Annotated in this window: 15 protein-coding genes; 6 read left to right on the top strand and 9 right to left on the bottom strand. The window is 63.9% G+C overall.

The window, feature by feature from the left end; all coding sequences use genetic code 11:
* Positions 1-185: 185 nt before the first annotated feature.
* The 3 genes from PE058_RS04215 to PE058_RS04225 all read right to left on the bottom strand — a co-directional run bounded on the left by PE058_RS04215 (position 186) and on the right by PE058_RS04225 (position 3229).
* A complete protein-coding gene (locus tag PE058_RS04215; RefSeq protein WP_271029964.1) occupies positions 186-1718 on the bottom strand; it encodes a DUF1287 domain-containing protein in 1533 nt (510 codons plus the stop codon).
* 118 nt (positions 1719-1836) lie between these two features.
* On the bottom strand, positions 1837-2709 hold the full coding sequence (gene gluQRS, locus PE058_RS04220) for a tRNA glutamyl-Q(34) synthetase GluQRS (protein ID WP_271029965.1): 873 nt from the start codon (positions 2707-2709) through the stop codon (positions 1837-1839).
* 4 nt (positions 2710-2713) lie between these two features.
* Positions 2714-3229 (bottom strand): hypothetical protein, encoded by a 516-nt coding sequence (locus PE058_RS04225; protein ID WP_271029966.1) that lies wholly within the window; start codon positions 3227-3229, stop codon positions 2714-2716.
* A 158-nt stretch (positions 3230-3387) separates the two neighbouring features.
* Here PE058_RS04225 and PE058_RS04230 point away from each other — a divergent pair, with 158 nt between their 5' ends.
* Complete coding sequence (locus PE058_RS04230; RefSeq protein WP_020084116.1) at positions 3388-4050, top strand: DNA-3-methyladenine glycosylase family protein; 663 nt, start codon at positions 3388-3390, stop codon at positions 4048-4050.
* Between the two features lie 174 nt (positions 4051-4224).
* Positions 4225-4785, top strand: a complete 561-nt coding sequence (locus PE058_RS04235; protein ID WP_026867749.1) for an HNH endonuclease — start codon at positions 4225-4227, stop codon at positions 4783-4785.
* Positions 4786-4976: 191 nt separating this feature from the next.
* Here the strand turns inward: PE058_RS04235 and PE058_RS04240 are convergent, their stop codons facing one another.
* Complete coding sequence (locus PE058_RS04240; RefSeq protein ID WP_020084118.1) at positions 4977-5192, bottom strand: hypothetical protein; 216 nt, start codon at positions 5190-5192, stop codon at positions 4977-4979.
* A 1238-nt stretch (positions 5193-6430) separates the two neighbouring features.
* On the opposite strand from PE058_RS04240, the gene PE058_RS04245 reads away from it, so the two are divergent.
* From PE058_RS04245 to PE058_RS04260, 4 genes are all read left to right on the top strand, one after another.
* Complete coding sequence (locus PE058_RS04245) at positions 6431-6850, top strand: hypothetical protein (RefSeq protein WP_026867750.1); 420 nt, start codon at positions 6431-6433, stop codon at positions 6848-6850.
* Between the two features lie 48 nt (positions 6851-6898).
* Entirely contained in the window at positions 6899-7051 is a 153-nt protein-coding gene (locus PE058_RS04250; protein WP_020084120.1) for a DUF5989 family protein, read from the top strand.
* Positions 7052-7137: 86 nt separating this feature from the next.
* Positions 7138-8979 (top strand): carbamoyltransferase family protein, encoded by a 1842-nt coding sequence (locus PE058_RS04255; RefSeq protein WP_271029967.1) that lies wholly within the window; start codon positions 7138-7140, stop codon positions 8977-8979.
* A 63-nt stretch (positions 8980-9042) separates the two neighbouring features.
* Positions 9043-10317: an alginate O-acetyltransferase AlgX-related protein gene (locus PE058_RS04260; protein WP_020084122.1), complete on the top strand. Its 1275-nt coding sequence runs from the start codon at positions 9043-9045 to the stop codon at positions 10315-10317.
* 45 nt (positions 10318-10362) lie between these two features.
* Here PE058_RS04260 and PE058_RS04265 read toward each other — a convergent pair whose 3' ends face one another.
* The 5 genes from PE058_RS04265 to PE058_RS04285 all read right to left on the bottom strand — a co-directional run bounded on the left by PE058_RS04265 (position 10363) and on the right by PE058_RS04285 (position 14240).
* Positions 10363-10878, bottom strand: coding sequence for a disulfide bond formation protein B (locus PE058_RS04265; protein ID WP_271029968.1), 516 nt, complete (start codon positions 10876-10878; stop codon positions 10363-10365).
* A 42-nt stretch (positions 10879-10920) separates the two neighbouring features.
* Positions 10921-11502, bottom strand: a complete 582-nt coding sequence (locus PE058_RS04270) for a YqaA family protein (protein WP_026867751.1) — start codon at positions 11500-11502, stop codon at positions 10921-10923.
* Positions 11503-11611: 109 nt separating this feature from the next.
* Positions 11612-12958 (bottom strand): radical SAM family heme chaperone HemW, encoded by a 1347-nt coding sequence (hemW, locus tag PE058_RS04275; RefSeq protein ID WP_271029969.1) that lies wholly within the window; start codon positions 12956-12958, stop codon positions 11612-11614.
* Positions 12955-13833, bottom strand: coding sequence for an RdgB/HAM1 family non-canonical purine NTP pyrophosphatase (gene rdgB / locus PE058_RS04280; RefSeq protein WP_271029970.1), 879 nt, complete (start codon positions 13831-13833; stop codon positions 12955-12957). The genes hemW and rdgB overlap by 4 nt, the downstream gene beginning before the upstream one ends.
* Positions 13830-14240: a VOC family protein gene (locus tag PE058_RS04285; RefSeq protein ID WP_020084127.1), complete on the bottom strand. Its 411-nt coding sequence runs from the start codon at positions 14238-14240 to the stop codon at positions 13830-13832. Before PE058_RS04285 ends, rdgB begins: the two co-directional genes overlap by 4 nt.
* Between the last annotated feature and the right edge of the window lie 27 nt (positions 14241-14267).

The following is a 14267-nucleotide window of genomic DNA, read 5'->3' on the forward strand; positions in this document are numbered from 1 at the left end:
TGTCTTCGCGGCATTTCGGTGGGCACTCGAAAACTGTGCTTATTCGCGGCTTTAAGCAAGACTATTCAGTTCGTAAGGTTTTTGTCTGCGGCAAAATTTTGAAAACTATTCTGAAATTGTATGGCTAATAAAACGTAACCAGATTGAAGCTCCGCCGGATTTCGCGCCTTTTTTGCCCGCGTGGTTCAGTGCCCGGCAGGGCGCGGGGCTTCGGTTGACGGCGGGGGAGCGTAGGAGGCGGGAAGCACGGGTGTGCGCGGCCCAAGCTTGCCGCGGGAATGTCCGGCGGGCAGTTTGTCGTGCAACTTTTCCTGAGCCGCATTGCGCGCCGGCGACGGACCCCGATAGCGGTAGTGGCCGGTGATCTGATCGACGAACAGCGCGTCCTCGAGTTGCGGACCCCAGCCTCTGTTGTGGATGATCATCGGCCGTCCGGATGGCGCGATCACGGACGACACCATGGCGATGTGCGAGCGCGAGCGCTGGTTCTGAGGCCGGTAGTAGGTGACGATGTCGCCGGGGCGATAGTCTTCCGCGAACGAGGTGATGGGCAGGCTCTCGCCCTGGGCGGCGAAGAAGCGGCGCAGCACCTCGGTGCGGCGATGGTCGATGTTGGTATCGCCACTGCCGGAGCGGGCTTGATGCACGAGGGCCTGGAGGTCGAACCCCAAGGCGCGGTAGGCGCGCACGATCACGTCAGTGCAGACGCCGAACAGGCTCGGCACGTCGCCCATGGGAAATGAAATGCGCCGGTAGGCGTCGTTGTAAATGACAAAGCCGCCGGCCTGAGCCTCCGCGGCTTGCGCGAGGTGCAGGCCGAAGGCGTCTCCCGTGAGCGTCTGGCCTCCGGCGCTCGCGTAAGCCGGAGACGATGCGCTTTGTCTCGCAGTTCCTTGCTCGATGGAGCAGATGCCCGCGAGCACGGGATTGCCGTGCTCGTCGGCATCGTAAGTGTCGATCACGGCAGGCGGGACCGCAGGGAGATCGTCACGCGGTGCTAGCGCGGGCGAGAGGAGCGCCAGTTTCGTATCACGCGATGGCGCCGGTGCGGGTGCAAGAGGAGCCAACTCGGCGATCCCGGTACGGGGGGCTAGTACGGCCTCCGGCCGCGGAACGAGTGCCAAGGGTGCTTCGGAAGGCCGGGCTGCGATTGTGCGCCCGAGCGGAGCGGTGCCGACAGTTTCGGACGCAATCAGTGCTATGGGCGGCAGCACCGCAAGGTTTGGGGTGACCTCATGCGCGACGGTGCGAGGCAACGCAGCGAGCGAGGGGCTGCTTGTTATGTTGGGGCGGACTGGGGCGATCTCCATGTCCGGGGCGCCGACCACGACGATGTAGGACTGCAAGGTGCGCACCGATTGGTGCACGACGATCGCCGATGCCACGAGCAGGAACGGCAGGAAGAGGAGGGCGAGGGCTTCCCGCTCGTCGGACGAATAAGGCAGCGAGAGCGCGCGCGCCTCTGCGCCGATGCGGCGCAACTTCGCGCCGACGTCACGCGGAGACATGCGGCGGGCGAGAGCGGAAAGATCGCGCGCTTCGCCGCGGATGAAGGCGAGGCTGGACGTGCCAAAGGCAGAGACGCGGCGCTCGGCCGTGCGGAAGATGTCACCGAGACGAGGCTGCTTTCGCGGAGCGGCGTAGACGCGGCGAGGCGGAGCCGCCGGCTTGGGAGCACGGTGCCTGGCCCTCGGCTTCTGCTTGCGCGACTTCTTCACCTCGATCCCCGAAATACGGGAGAAATCAATTGCTCAATTCTAGGTTATAACCCGATGTTTCACCATCGGAAAAATTGGTTTACGAATGATGGCATGACGGATGTTTCAGCCCGTTGCTTCAGTATCCCACTTTTTGTCGGATCTGCAACGCATCCAGTCCCTGCCTGTGCAAATCGCGAAGCGACGTGTCGCGTGCGCTTTTCGAAAGTTTGCGTCCTTCGGCGTCCGTCAGCAGCCTGTGGTGATGGTAGACCGGCTCGGGCAATCCCAGCAGAACCTGCAGCAGGCGCTGGAGGCTCGTCGCGGGGTAGAGATCGCGGCCGCGAGTGACGTGGGTGATGCCCTGGCGCGCGTCGTCGACCGTCACGGCGAGGTGGTAGCTCGCCGGCACATCCTTGCGCACGATCACGGCGTCTCCCCACTCCGCCGGGTCCATCTCGATGCGCTGGGGGCGGCCGTCCTCATCCAGCTCCGTGAAGGTGACCAGGCGCGACCCCGTCATGCCCTCGAGGGCATTCAATGCGCGATCCATGTGAATGCGGAGCGCGAACGGCTCGCCGCGCCCGAGGCGAGCGGCGATCTCCGGTGCCGAAAGGTGCTTGTGGAGGCCGGGGTAGAGCGGGGCGCCATCGGGATCGACGGCATGAGGCGCCGATTGGGCCTTCTCGGCGATCTCGCTGCGCGTCGCGAAGCAGGGGTAGAGGAGGCCCGCACGCTTCAGCCAGTTTGCCGCTGCCTGATAGGTTCCGAAATGCTCGCTCTGTCGCAGCACCGGTTCTTCCCACTTTAGGCCGAGCCAGGCGAGATCCTCGAAAATCTGCGTGATGTGCTCGTCGCGGCAACGGGTGGTGTCGATATCCTCGATGCGCAGCAGGAAGCGTCCGCCGAGTTTCTGCGCCATGTCGAAACCGACGAGCGCGGACAGCGCGTGGCCGAGGTGAAGCTCGCCGTTCGGGCTCGGCGCGAAGCGCAGGACGGGCTGTGCGCTCATGCCGTCAATCGCATTGTCCGGTGCGGCCGGCGCCGGGAGAATAGGTGGGCGCTATCGCTTCGACGATGCGGTCGTAAATGTGCCGCTCTGACACCGGGTAGAGGAGCGCCCAACTGTTGATCAGCCGTCCACCGCAGGTGAAGCTCACGCGCTCGTAAAAATGCATGTCGCCGCGCGTACCGGAGATGATGAAGGAGCGCTTCTTCACCGGCGCATAGTCGAGGTCGGCGCCGCTGTAGTTGTCGGAGAGAAGCTGAGCGCGGTATTCGGCGAGAGAGGCTTCGGCGTCATTGGGAAATGCGCCGACGATGAGCCGGGCGCCGCCGTCGCGCGAGACGAGGATACGGCCGTCTTCGTCGTTGGGGCCGCTGTTGCGCGATGTGAAGACCGATCCGGGATAGGCGATCATGAATCCATGCCGGTCGCTCTGGATGGTCTCCCAGTTTTTGAGCTTCTCGCGTGCCGCCAATGCCTCCGGTGCGATCAGCGATACGCCAGCCAGGAGCGCGGCCAACAGCATGTGTGGGGATCCCGATTCTCTCAGGTTGTGCCGCATCACACCCTCTCTACGCGCAACACACTCACTATTCGCAATGCTCTTGCGCGGCGTTTGCAAACGCCGGGTTCCACATTACTTTGAGCGGGAAGCGGCGAAAAGCGTGGAGCGCGTCACACCTCGTGCGGAAAATCGATCGCCCACAAAAATCCAAGCGTGGCGCCGCGACGATCGAAACGATCGCGGACATCCGCAAAGGCGTGAGCGGCTTGCGGAAGATCTGCCCGGCGATGCGGCGCGTGCACGACCTCGTCGGCGATCCTCCTCTGCGACGGCTCGAACCCGGGTTTGCGGGGCTCGCGCAGGTTGTCGTCGGCCAGCAGCTTTCGGTCGCAAGCGCGGGCGCGATCTGGAAGCGCACGGCGCAGGTGGTGGAGCCATTCGAGGCGGCCACGCTTCTCCGGCACGACGTTGCCCGGTTGCGGGCGGCAGGGCTTTCGCAAGGCAAGGTCAAAACGCTGCGCGCCATCGCGGATGCGATCGTATCGGGTGCGCTTTCGCTCGATCGCTCAGAGGCTGAAGAGGACCTGCGTGAAGCCCTTCTCGCCATCAGCGGCGTTGGGCCGTGGACGGCGGACATCTACGTCATGTTCTGCCTCGGCGCGCAGGATGGCTTTGCGGCGGGCGATCTCGCGCTGCAGCTTGCCGCGCAGCGGGCGCTGGGGCTCGATGCGCGCCCCGGCGTGCGTGAGCTGGTCGACATTGCGGAGCGCTGGCGTCCTTGGCGCGGGATCGCGGCGCGACTCTTATGGTCGCTCCATGCCTATCGGGACCGCGACGCGTGAGGCGGTCATCCAAAGGGCATTTTTCCTCGTAATAGCTCTATGATGGTGCGGTTGCGAACGCGAAAGTGGACCCGTTGTCCCCGGGACCTTCACAGAGGTGACATGCGTCGCTAGTATCCGCTCCCGAAAGCGGGGGTGACGCCTCGATTCGACGAACCGACTGGAAGCAAGCTCGTGAATGCTCATGCTGCCACGCCGGAAGCGTTTCCGGCACTGGTTCTCAACGCCGACTTTCGGCCCCTGAGCTACTATCCTTTGTCGCTCTGGAGCTGGCAGGAGTCGGTGAAGGCCGTATTTTTGGATCGCGTCAACATCGTCTCCGAGTACGACCGGACGGTCCGGAGCACGACCTTCGAGATGCGGCTTCCCTCTGTCGTCTCGCTCAAAACCTACGTAAAGCCAGCGCTTTATCCGGCATTCACGCGGTTCAACGTGTTTCTGCGCGACCGCTTCTCATGCCAATACTGCGGCTGCCGCGAAGATCTCACCTTCGATCATCTCATCCCGCGCTCGCGGGGCGGACAGACGCGGTGGGACAACGTCGTGACGGCGTGCGCACCCTGCAATCTCGCCAAGGGTGGTGAGATGCCGTGGGATGCAGGCATGCAGCCGTATCAGATGCCGTACCGGCCCACGGTTTTCGAGCTCCACAGGAACGGGCGGCTGTTCCCGCCCAACTACCTGCATGATAGCTGGCTTGACTATCTCTACTGGGATACGGAGCTCGAGCCTTAGGCTGCGGTGCGTCTTTCGGAAAACCGACAGTTTCGTTTTGCCTGGACCCTCGTCTCGGCCGGGGTGCCGTGCGTGCGCTCGTCAGCTACCGGTCTATCGCGCGCGGACGGAAACGCAAAAAAAAATGGCCCCGTTTCCGGGGCTAGGATTGGAAGGTCTAACAAACAAAGTCTGCTCGGGCAGGGCGCAGCTCAGGCGGCGCGCTTCTCGGGCTTCGCGCACAGGACGAAGGCGATGGCTTCGACGGCCTTGCTCCAATCTCCGGCATCTGCGGTCTTGGCCTCGGCGCCGAATGCGCGCATGGCATCTTTCGCCGTTCCGCCATCGCGGAAGAAACGGGCGCACGATTGGCGCGCAATGCCTACAGCCTGATGCCACTGCATGGGATTGATGTGCTCGGGGATCATCGGATCGCTCCTTCTTTGACGCGATAATATGTCGGCAAGCACACCAGTTTTCTTCAGTGCCACTACGCGTGACCGGATCATGTGGCACCAACTGGGACTGATGTCAGGTGCCTGGTATGCTTGCCTACTCGTTGGAAGCCCTTTCGGGGCCTCCGAATCTCAGGGTCGAGAAACGCATCACTCCGGGGCTCGACCTCATTCCCGTTACTTGCTGTCCTGATGCTGGCCGCTCGCGGAGACCGTACCTCCGTCTCGGGCACCAGGGTTGGACGCCGCCAAAATTACGCCGACGACATCCTGCAACGAACGCCACGCACTTTCTTCATGCATACGCTTCACTCACACTCTGACGCTTTCACTGCTTGTCCGGCGCGTTGAGGGTAGGCCTCGCCCCGTCGGAGGGGGACTTCGAGGCGGGCCATCGAGCCGGCTGGAACGCATACGCGGGACGCTTACTAGGGGGTGCGAGCCGCTCGGCCATACGCTCGAACTTTTTGGTCCGAGCAGCTCGCTTCATTCGTTCGAACACGCCGCAGAGCGTGCTCTTGGGGGATGCAGAGGGGTACGCAAAATCTTCTGTACGCAACGCAACGGTACGCAACTCAGGGGAACGCTTACGCAACTCAACGGCACTCGGTACGCAACTGACGCAACGCTTACTCAAATGGTTCCTGAGAACGGAACGGACTTCTGTTGATAACGTCTGGCCGGAGCCCTGAAGCTCTTCCATTCGCACGACAATCCGGTTCCGGGATGTTTCGAGCGGGACAGTGTCTCGGGATCCAGTTTCCTGGTGCCCCTCGTTCCCCCTGCTCTTCGACGCCTCACCCCGGCACGGTACACTCGCCACACGCGGTACGCTCAACTGGAAGTTCCTTTTGTGTTCCGCGAATGAGAACAATTAACCGTGACACTGTGGCCACGCGAAGGCGCAAAATTGTCTGGCCGACGAAATGATCTTGACTTGATGTGAAATCGCCACATGCGACGCATGCAAGCGCTTCACCTGTCTGGCTTTTCGCGTTCCTGACCGCTGTTGTTGATAACTCGGCGGCTCCAGGGGCGAGGTTGGGGCCTCTCGGGAAAGGGCGCCGGGCGGCTCGCGCGCCGGGGGAAGCGGCTTCGAAAAGGGGCCGGGTGGATACCAGTCCCGATAACCAACAGAGGCGATCTCAGTCGACCGCGCCGGGTGCGGCACTATAGCTTCCGTTCTCAGATGATCCTCAGAGAGCGGCCCCATGAGCGGACAATTACATGAGCAATTCGAACGGCCAGAGCACCCGCTGCCGTCGGATCGTTCCACTGGACTGGTGTTCACGGCTATCGCGCTCGCCGTGGCCTTTTTCTGGCGGTCCCACACGGCGGTATTAACCATCGCGGCGGGGCTTGCGGTGGTGCTGGCTGCCATCAGCCTGCTTCAGCCTTCTCTCCTGCGTCCGTTGAACATCCTCTGGATGCGCTTCGCGATGCTGGTGAGCAAGATCATGAACCCCATCGTCATGATGATCCTGTTCCTGATCGCCATCGTGCCGGCAGGGCTCATCATGCAGCTTTCGCGCGATCCACTTCGCCGCCGCAAGGGTGACGGCAACACGCATTGGATCGCGACGAGCGCGTCCGAGCGCGCCTCTCTTTCGAACATGAAGAACCAATTCTAGCGGCAGGATCGAACCTGCTGCTCAGGCCATCGTCATAGGGGAAACGTCATGCTTTCGCTGTTCAAGGAACTGTTCGCCTACATGGGGGCCCGCAAGAAGTGGTGGCTCTTCCCGATCATTCTCGTGCTGCTCGTCGTCGGCGGCCTTCTCGTGCTGGCGCAGGGATCGGCGATCGCTCCGTTCATCTACACGGTCTTCTGACGGGCATTGCTTCGCTCGTGTCCGGCATTGCGTCGCGGGCGTGCGGTCGTTTTGCACGCTCATTCTGAAACCTGGAAACAAAGCTCATGCGCGTACTCGGTATCTCGGCTTTCTATCATGACAGCGCGGCCGCGTTGCTCGTGGACGGCAAGCCTGTTGCAGCGGCGCAAGAGGAGCGCTTCACGCGCAAGAAGCACGATCCGGGATTTCCGGAAAACGCGATCCGCTATTGCCTCGAAGAGGGCGGTATCGATCTCGACGACGTCGATCACATCGCGTTCTTCGAGAAGCCGCTGCTGAAGTTCGAGCGCCTGCTCGAAACCTATCTCGCCAACGCGCCGGCCGGTTATCGATCTTTCAAGATGGCGCTTCCCGTCTGGATCAAGGAGAAGCTGTTTCAGAAAGTCGGCATGGTGAAATCGCTGACGCCGCTCTCCCGCTCCGGCAAGGGAATCGAGGAGAAGCTGCTGTTCGCCGAGCACCACCAGAGCCACGCCGCATCGGCGTTTTTTCCCTCTCCGTTCGAGGAAGCCGTTGTTCTCACGCTCGACGGCGTCGGCGAATGGGCGACGACTTCGGTTGCGATCGGGCGCGGCTCGACGCTGGAAACGGTGCGCGAGATTCACTGGCCGCACAGCATCGGCCTGCTCTACTCCGCGTTCACGTACTACACGGGCTTCAAGGTCAACTCCGGCGAATACAAGGTGATGGGCCTCGCGCCCTATGGCGTGCCGAAATATGCGGACCGCATCCTCAATACGCTGATGGACCTCAAGGAGGACGGCAGCTTCTGGCTCGACCAGAAGTATTTCAACTATGCGACCGGCCTCACGATGACCTCGCGCGCCTTCGACGACGTGTTCGGCGGGCCGCCGCGCAAGTCCGAGACGCCACTCACGCAACGCGAGATGGATCTCGCGGCCTCGGTGCAGGCTGTCACGGAAGAGGTGATGTTGCGCATCACGCGGGATCTCGCCAAGACCTACGGCATCTCCAATCTCTGCATGGCAGGCGGTGTCGCGCTCAATTGCGTCGCAAACGGCAAGATCCTGCGCGATGGGCATTTCAAGCGCATCTGGGTGCAGCCGGCGGCGGGCGATGCGGGCGGTGCGCTGGGTGCGGCCTATGCGGCCCACAGCATTCACGCGAAGAAGCCGCGCGTGGCGACGAACGGCGCCCTCGACGGGATGCACGGCGCGTATCTCGGGCCGGCCTACACGCAGGCCGATATCGAGCAGCGCCTCAAGAAGGCGGGCGCCAAGTTCAAGACCTATGACGACGCGGGGCTGCTCGAGCGCACGGTGGACGCGCTGGAGGCTGGACATGCCGTCGGCTGGTTCCAGGGGCGCATGGAGTTCGGTCCGCGTGCGCTCGGTGCGCGCTCGATCCTTGGAGATCCGCGCAATCCAGAAATGCAGCGCAACCTCAACCTCAAGATCAAGTATCGCGAGAGCTTCCGTCCGTTCGCGCCGTCTGTTCTCGCGGAGGATGTTTCCAACTACTTCGATCTCGACAGCGAGAGCCCGTACATGCTGCTCGTCGCCGACGTGGTCGAAGGTCGCCGGCGTTCCATGACCGAGGACGAGACGAAGCTGTTCGGCATCGACAAGCTCAACGTGCCGCGCTCGGACATTCCGGCCGTGACGCACGTCGACTACTCGGCGCGCGTGCAAACGGTGCACAAGGAGACGAACCCGCGCTATCACGCGCTCATCTCCGCGTTCAAGGCGCGCACGGGCTGCCCCGTCGTCGTCAACACGAGCTTCAACGTGCGGGGCGAGCCCATCGTCGGCACGCCGGAGGATGCGTTCCGCTGCTTCATGGGCTGCGAGATGGAGACGCTGGTGGTGGGCAATTGCGTGCTCGACAAGAGCGAGCAGGATCCGTCGCTGCGCGTGGACTACAAGGACAAGTTCGAGCTCGACTGACGCGGCCCGCGATGACGCGGATCGTGCGGAGTTCCGTTTCCGGTTGCAACGAGGTGGCGCGCGATGGTGGCTGAAGCAAACAATCGGCGACTGCTTCTCGTCGCGGGTAGCGTGTGCTTCATGCTGCTCACGCTTCTGTTGTGGCTCACGGCCGATACGGAGCCGACGACACCGTCCACGCGGCGGCTGTTCGGTCTGTGGCGAATCCGGACGATCGTTCCGGCTCTCGCGCTCGCCGTGATCGGAACCGGGTTCCTGCTCGCTGCGTGGTCGCGTTCCCGCCTGCTCGCCTATCTTTCCTCTGTGTTTGCTATCGTCGCGACGCTCGGCGCTCTGGAGGCGCTCGGCGCCGTGGGGCTCGTCTCCTGGGAGGCGATGTTCAAGCCTCGGGTCGACGAGCTAGGCAGCCTCGGCACCAAGCGCGAGCCGAACATTGATAAGCACGGGACCACGCACCAGGACACGGCCTCGGCGTGGGGGCTGCCGAGCGACCCGATCCCGTTCCAGTATCGCACCGACCGGCATGGCTTCCGTAACGCGATCGATCGCGAGGGCGGCGAGATCATCCTGCTCGGGGATTCGATCCTCGTCGCTGCGCTGGTGCCGGTCGAGAAGACGCTCGGCGCGCGGCTTGAAGCGCTGACATCGCGGACTACGCAGCAGATCGCACTCATCGGCATCGCGCCGCAGGAGGAGCATGAGCTTTTCTGGGAGACCGCGCCCGACCTCAAGGGCAAGCGCGTCGTCCAGTTCATTTTCGAAGGCAACGACCTTCTCGATTCACGCCGCTTCGAGCGCATGAAGAGCGGTGGTGCGGCGCCGACCCCGGAAGGGGGGCTTCTCCACGATCAGATCTGGAAGATGCTGACCGCGGCGACGGACGGCCAGCAGGGCGTGCACGGACTTCGGGTGTGCACCGTCAACGATCAGCTCTACACGTTCCTGTGGGCACGCAACTCCTTCGAGGGCGTCGAGAGCGAGGTGGAAAACATCACCCGCTCCCTCGATCAATTCGGAGAGCGGGTGCGCGCCGCGGGCGGGCAGTATGCGGTGGTGTTCGTGCCGAACAAGCTGCACGTGCTGGCGGGGCTCTGCAGGTTCCCCGCGGAGGGCGAAATCAAGGATCCGGCTCAACACATCGGCCAGCTTCGTGGGCAGCTCGAAGCGTGGGGTGCCAAGTCCGGTGTTCCGGTTCTCGATCTTACCGATCCCTTGATCGCGGTTGCGCGCGAGGGAAGGGTCCCCTGGTTCTGGGGCGATACCCACTGGAACGAGACCGGGCATGAGGTTGCGGCGCGCGCACTAGCAGATTGGCCAGCCCTCAGCGCGGCACCCTAGAGCCTTCGAGATACCGGGCGCTTTGCAGTAGCGGCCCCTTTCAGGTCAGGGGCCTTCGGCGGCGAGGAAGGCTGCCTTGATGGCGCCGGCGAAGGCGAGCAGCGAGGCGATGACGTTCCAGCCTGCGAGGGAGAGGCCGGCGAAGGTCCAGGCTGCTTCGTCACAGCGGACGACGCGGGTCTGGTCGAGGCCGCTCAGCAGGTCGGACGCGGAGGTGGGGAGTGCCTGGGCCGTGCCGCATGTATCGGGGCCGGGCCAGAATTTCCACTCGACGCCCGCGTGATAGACGCCGAGCCCCGCATTGCCCAGGAACGCGAGCGCAACCACGAAGAAAATCAGCGCGGCGACCCGGGGCTTCTCAGATACCAGCGCCATGGCGATGAAGAGCAGAGGGATCGAGGCATAGTACGCATACCGCTGCATCAAGCAGAGCGGGCAGGGTGCCAAGCCGCCGAGGTGCTCGAACGCGAGCGCTCCCAGAATGACGCCGGTGGCGAGGAAGAGCGTCAGGCCGCCATAGCGATAGGCGGCGGTTTTTTCCGGTAGCTCGGTTGTCAGCATGCGCGTGGCTCCTCGGGGCCGCCCTGCCGGCGGACCCCTACTCTAGAATACATATTTGATGGCGACGAAGCCCAGAACCAGCAAGACTACGAACACCGTGGTGACCAGGGTCAGCCGCTTCTCGATGAACTCGCGGATCGGCTCGCCGAAGAAATAGAGCAGGCCCGCCACCAGATAGAAGCGCATGGCACGTGCGATGACGCTCGCCAGCATGAATTCGATGAGTGGCATGTGGGTGACGCCGGCGGTGATGGTGAGCACCTTGTAGGGGAACGGCGTCATGCCCTTGATGATCAGGATCCAGACGCCCCATTCGTTGAACCAGTTGGTGAACTCGCCGAAGCTCTGCGCCTTGCCGTAGAACTCGAGGATGGGACGGCCGATCTGCTCGAAGAAAAAGTAGCCGATGCCGTAGCCGAATGCGCCGCCGATGACCGAGCCGATCGTGGCGACGGTGGCATACCACCACGCCTTGGCGCGCTGAGCGATCACCATCGGGATCAGCATCACGTCCGGAGGGATGGGGAAGAACGAGCTTTCGATGAAGGACACCCAGAACAGGGCGTGGGGAGCGCGGTCGTTGCGCGCCTTGGCCATCATCCAATCGTATAAACGCCGCATCATGATTGTGTGTCCCCCGGGAGAGCGCCAACGGCTGATTAGAGCAGGATCGCTCCGATTGGAAGGGCGCCGTCTGGTGCAAAAGTGGCCGGAGTCCTGACGGGAGCTTGTGTCATGAGCTTGACGGCGGGCCGAGCGGTTCGAAGCTCGCGGACAGCTCCAGTACGAGCTGGTTGAGGATGAAGCGTCCGGAGGGCGTGGCGCGGATGCGGCCTTCGCGGGCGAGCGGGCGGGGCTTTGCCGTGACATGGGACGGGGCGAGGCCCGGCCCGAGGCACGCGCGGATCTCGTCCAGGCCGCCGCTTTCAGGGTGTCGCGGCGGGTCGACCCATTCCATAAAACCTTGCGCGATGAGGGCATCGACGACGGACTTGCGTGGCGCGAGGCGGCCTAGGCTCGCGAGCCGCGCGAGATCGATGCCCTCGGACAGCCGCAACCCCATCAGCATCATCTCGTCGGTACGCGCGGCCGGAGAGAGTGTCTCCGTCTCGACAATGCCGGTGCCGGTGCGCTCGACCTGGTCCAGCCAGCGTTCCGGGCTCCGCTCGGTCATGGTGGCAAGATGGGCGCTAGGCGCGGCGAGGCGGCCGTGAGCGCCGGGGCCGACGCCAGCGTACTCGCCGTAGCGCCAATAGAGCAGGTTGTGGCGGCTTTCCTCTCCTTCGCGCGCGTGGTTCGAGATCTCGTACTGGCCGAAGCCGGCGGCGCCCGTCAGTTCCTGCGTCAGCTCATAGAGATCGTGTGCGGCCTCGGCTGCGGGAATGACGAGCCGCCCTTTGGCGTAGAGATCGGCGAAGCGTGTCTCAGGCTCGATGGTGAGCTGGTAGAGCGAAAGGTGGTCGCCGGCCATCTCGATCGCTTCGGCAAGCTCGGCGCGCCAATCCGCGAGCGTCTGATCAGGTCGCGCGTAGATGAGATCGAAGGAGAAGCGATCGAAGGTGCGGCGCGCGATCTCCACGGCGGCTTTGGCCTCGGCGACCGAGTGGATGCGTCCCAGGCGTTTCAGGTCTCCTTCTCGCAGGGACTGCACGCCGATGGAGACGCGGTTGACGCCGGCTGCGCGATAGCCCGCGAAGCGCGCGGCTTCCACGCTGCCGGGATTGGCTTCGAGCGTGATCTCGGCATCCGCATCGACGGGCCAGAGCTCCGCGATGTGATCGAGGATGGCGCCAACGGTCTCCGGCTTCATGAGGGAAGGCGTGCCGCCTCCGAAGAAGATCGACGATACGGTGCGCGCGTTCCTGCCGCTCTCGGAGGACGACGCTCCCGCGATGAGGCGCGCGACGTGGTCCAGCTCGCGTTTGTAGGCGGCGAGATAGCGCGGCTCGTCCCAGCCGCCGAAGCGGACATGGCTGTTGAAATCGCAGTACGGACATTTCTGCGCGCAGAACGGCCAGTGGATGTAGACGCCGAAGCCCGGCTCTCCGTCGTTCTGGAGTATGGTGGTGTCGGTTGTCATCGGCTGGCCGCGAGGAGCGCGCGGGCCAGGGTTCGCCAGCGGGGCTCTGCGTCCGGGACATCGGCGGCGGAGGCCGCCTTTTCAAGGGCGGCGAGAAACGCGGCGAGGTCGGCCGCTTTCCACTCCGGCGCGTTCCGCGCGAAGTCCTCGCGCAGGCCGGAGATGAAGCGAGCCAGCTCGGCCTGCGTGGAAAGATTGCGGGCGGCGGCTTCGAGAGCTTCGAGATTGCGCCCGGATTTGGGGGCGGCGTGCTGGGGCTTCACCTGCTCCAGGCAGTCGCGCTTGAACGCCTCGAAGGCGCGCGTTCGGTGCGAGATCGCATATTTGGATGCGGGCTCCATCTCGCCGAAGGTGAGGGTCTCTCCGTCCGCCACGAACATGGGATCGTAGCCGAAGCCGTTGCCGCCGCGGGTAGGCCAGACGAGTGTGCCGTAGACACGGCCTTCGAACAGGCGATGCTCTCCCGTCGGCCACGCGAGGCAGAGTACGGAAATGAAGTTCGCGCGGGGGGCGGCGCCGTTCCAGGCCCCCTTTTCCGAGAGCGCGTCGTGGACGCGGCGCATGGCGAGGCCGAAATCCTTGCCCGGTCCTGCCCAGCGGGCGGAATAGATGCCGGGGGCGCCGCCGAGCGCCTCCACCTCCAGGCCGGAATCGTCGGCGAGCGCGGGCAGGCCCGAGCCCTCGGCGGCCGCGAGTGCCTTGAGGCGCGCGTTGCCCTCGAAGGTGGGCTCGGTCTCCTCAGGTTCGGCGAGGCCGAGGTCACCGGCAGAGACGGCATCGAAGCCGTAAGGCGCGATCAGCTCCTTGATCTCCCACACCTTGCCGGGATTGTGGCTCGCCACCACGAGACGGCTTCCAGGCGCCAACTGCTTCATTCGTCAAATCCCCAGATGCGCGGCTCGGCGAACTCGACGGAGTTGCCGGCCGGGTCGCGCACGTAAATCGAACGGCCGCCCGATGGCCAGGTGAAGTCTGCCTCGATCGCGACGTCGAAGTCGGCGAGGCGATGGCGCCAGGCTTCGATCTCGAACGAGGTTGCCGCGAAGCAGACGTGGCCTTCGCCTTCCGCGCCGTGGGCCGGCACGGGCAGGGGGCCGCCCATGGATTTGCGCGTTGCTTGCGGGTTGAAGATCAGAAGCATCTGGCCTTCGAGCTTATAGAAGATGTGGCGGCCTTCGGTCTTGGCATAAAGCTTCAAGCCCAGCACACCGCTGTAGAAAGTCTCCGCGGCGGCGAGATCGCCGGCGTAAAGCACGGTTTCGAGGATCGCAGTTGGCGGCATCTGGTGATTTCTCCTCTTTTCCCGCGA

Source organism: Hyphomicrobium sp. DMF-1 (assembly GCF_027886585.1).
GTDB classification, from domain to species: Bacteria; Pseudomonadota; Alphaproteobacteria; order Rhizobiales; family Hyphomicrobiaceae; genus Hyphomicrobium_C; species Hyphomicrobium_C zavarzinii.

Bases quoted from the DNA above. Each gene is read 5' to 3' on its own strand.
- hemW (WP_271029969.1), bottom strand. From the start codon at position 12,958: ATGACAACCGACACCACCATACTCCAGAACGACGGAGAGCCGGGCTTC.
- PE058_RS04260 (WP_020084122.1), top strand. From the start codon at position 9,043: ATGGTGGCTGAAGCAAACAATCGGCGACTGCTTCTCGTCGCGGGTAGC.
- PE058_RS04285 (WP_020084127.1), bottom strand. From the start codon at position 14,240: ATGCCGCCAACTGCGATCCTCGAAACCGTGCTTTACGCCGGCGATCTC.
- PE058_RS04240 (WP_020084118.1), bottom strand. From the start codon at position 5,192: ATGATCCCCGAGCACATCAATCCCATGCAGTGGCATCAGGCTGTAGGC.
- PE058_RS04255 (WP_271029967.1), top strand. From the start codon at position 7,138: ATGCGCGTACTCGGTATCTCGGCTTTCTATCATGACAGCGCGGCCGCG.
- gluQRS (WP_271029965.1), bottom strand. From the start codon at position 2,709: ATGAGCGCACAGCCCGTCCTGCGCTTCGCGCCGAGCCCGAACGGCGAG.
- PE058_RS04245 (WP_026867750.1), top strand. From the start codon at position 6,431: ATGAGCGGACAATTACATGAGCAATTCGAACGGCCAGAGCACCCGCTG.
- PE058_RS04225 (WP_271029966.1), bottom strand. From the start codon at position 3,229: ATGCTGTTGGCCGCGCTCCTGGCTGGCGTATCGCTGATCGCACCGGAG.
- PE058_RS04270 (WP_026867751.1), bottom strand. From the start codon at position 11,502: ATGATGCGGCGTTTATACGATTGGATGATGGCCAAGGCGCGCAACGAC.
- rdgB (WP_271029970.1), bottom strand. From the start codon at position 13,833: ATGAAGCAGTTGGCGCCTGGAAGCCGTCTCGTGGTGGCGAGCCACAAT.
- PE058_RS04265 (WP_271029968.1), bottom strand. From the start codon at position 10,878: ATGCTGACAACCGAGCTACCGGAAAAAACCGCCGCCTATCGCTATGGC.
- PE058_RS04250 (WP_020084120.1), top strand. From the start codon at position 6,899: ATGCTTTCGCTGTTCAAGGAACTGTTCGCCTACATGGGGGCCCGCAAG.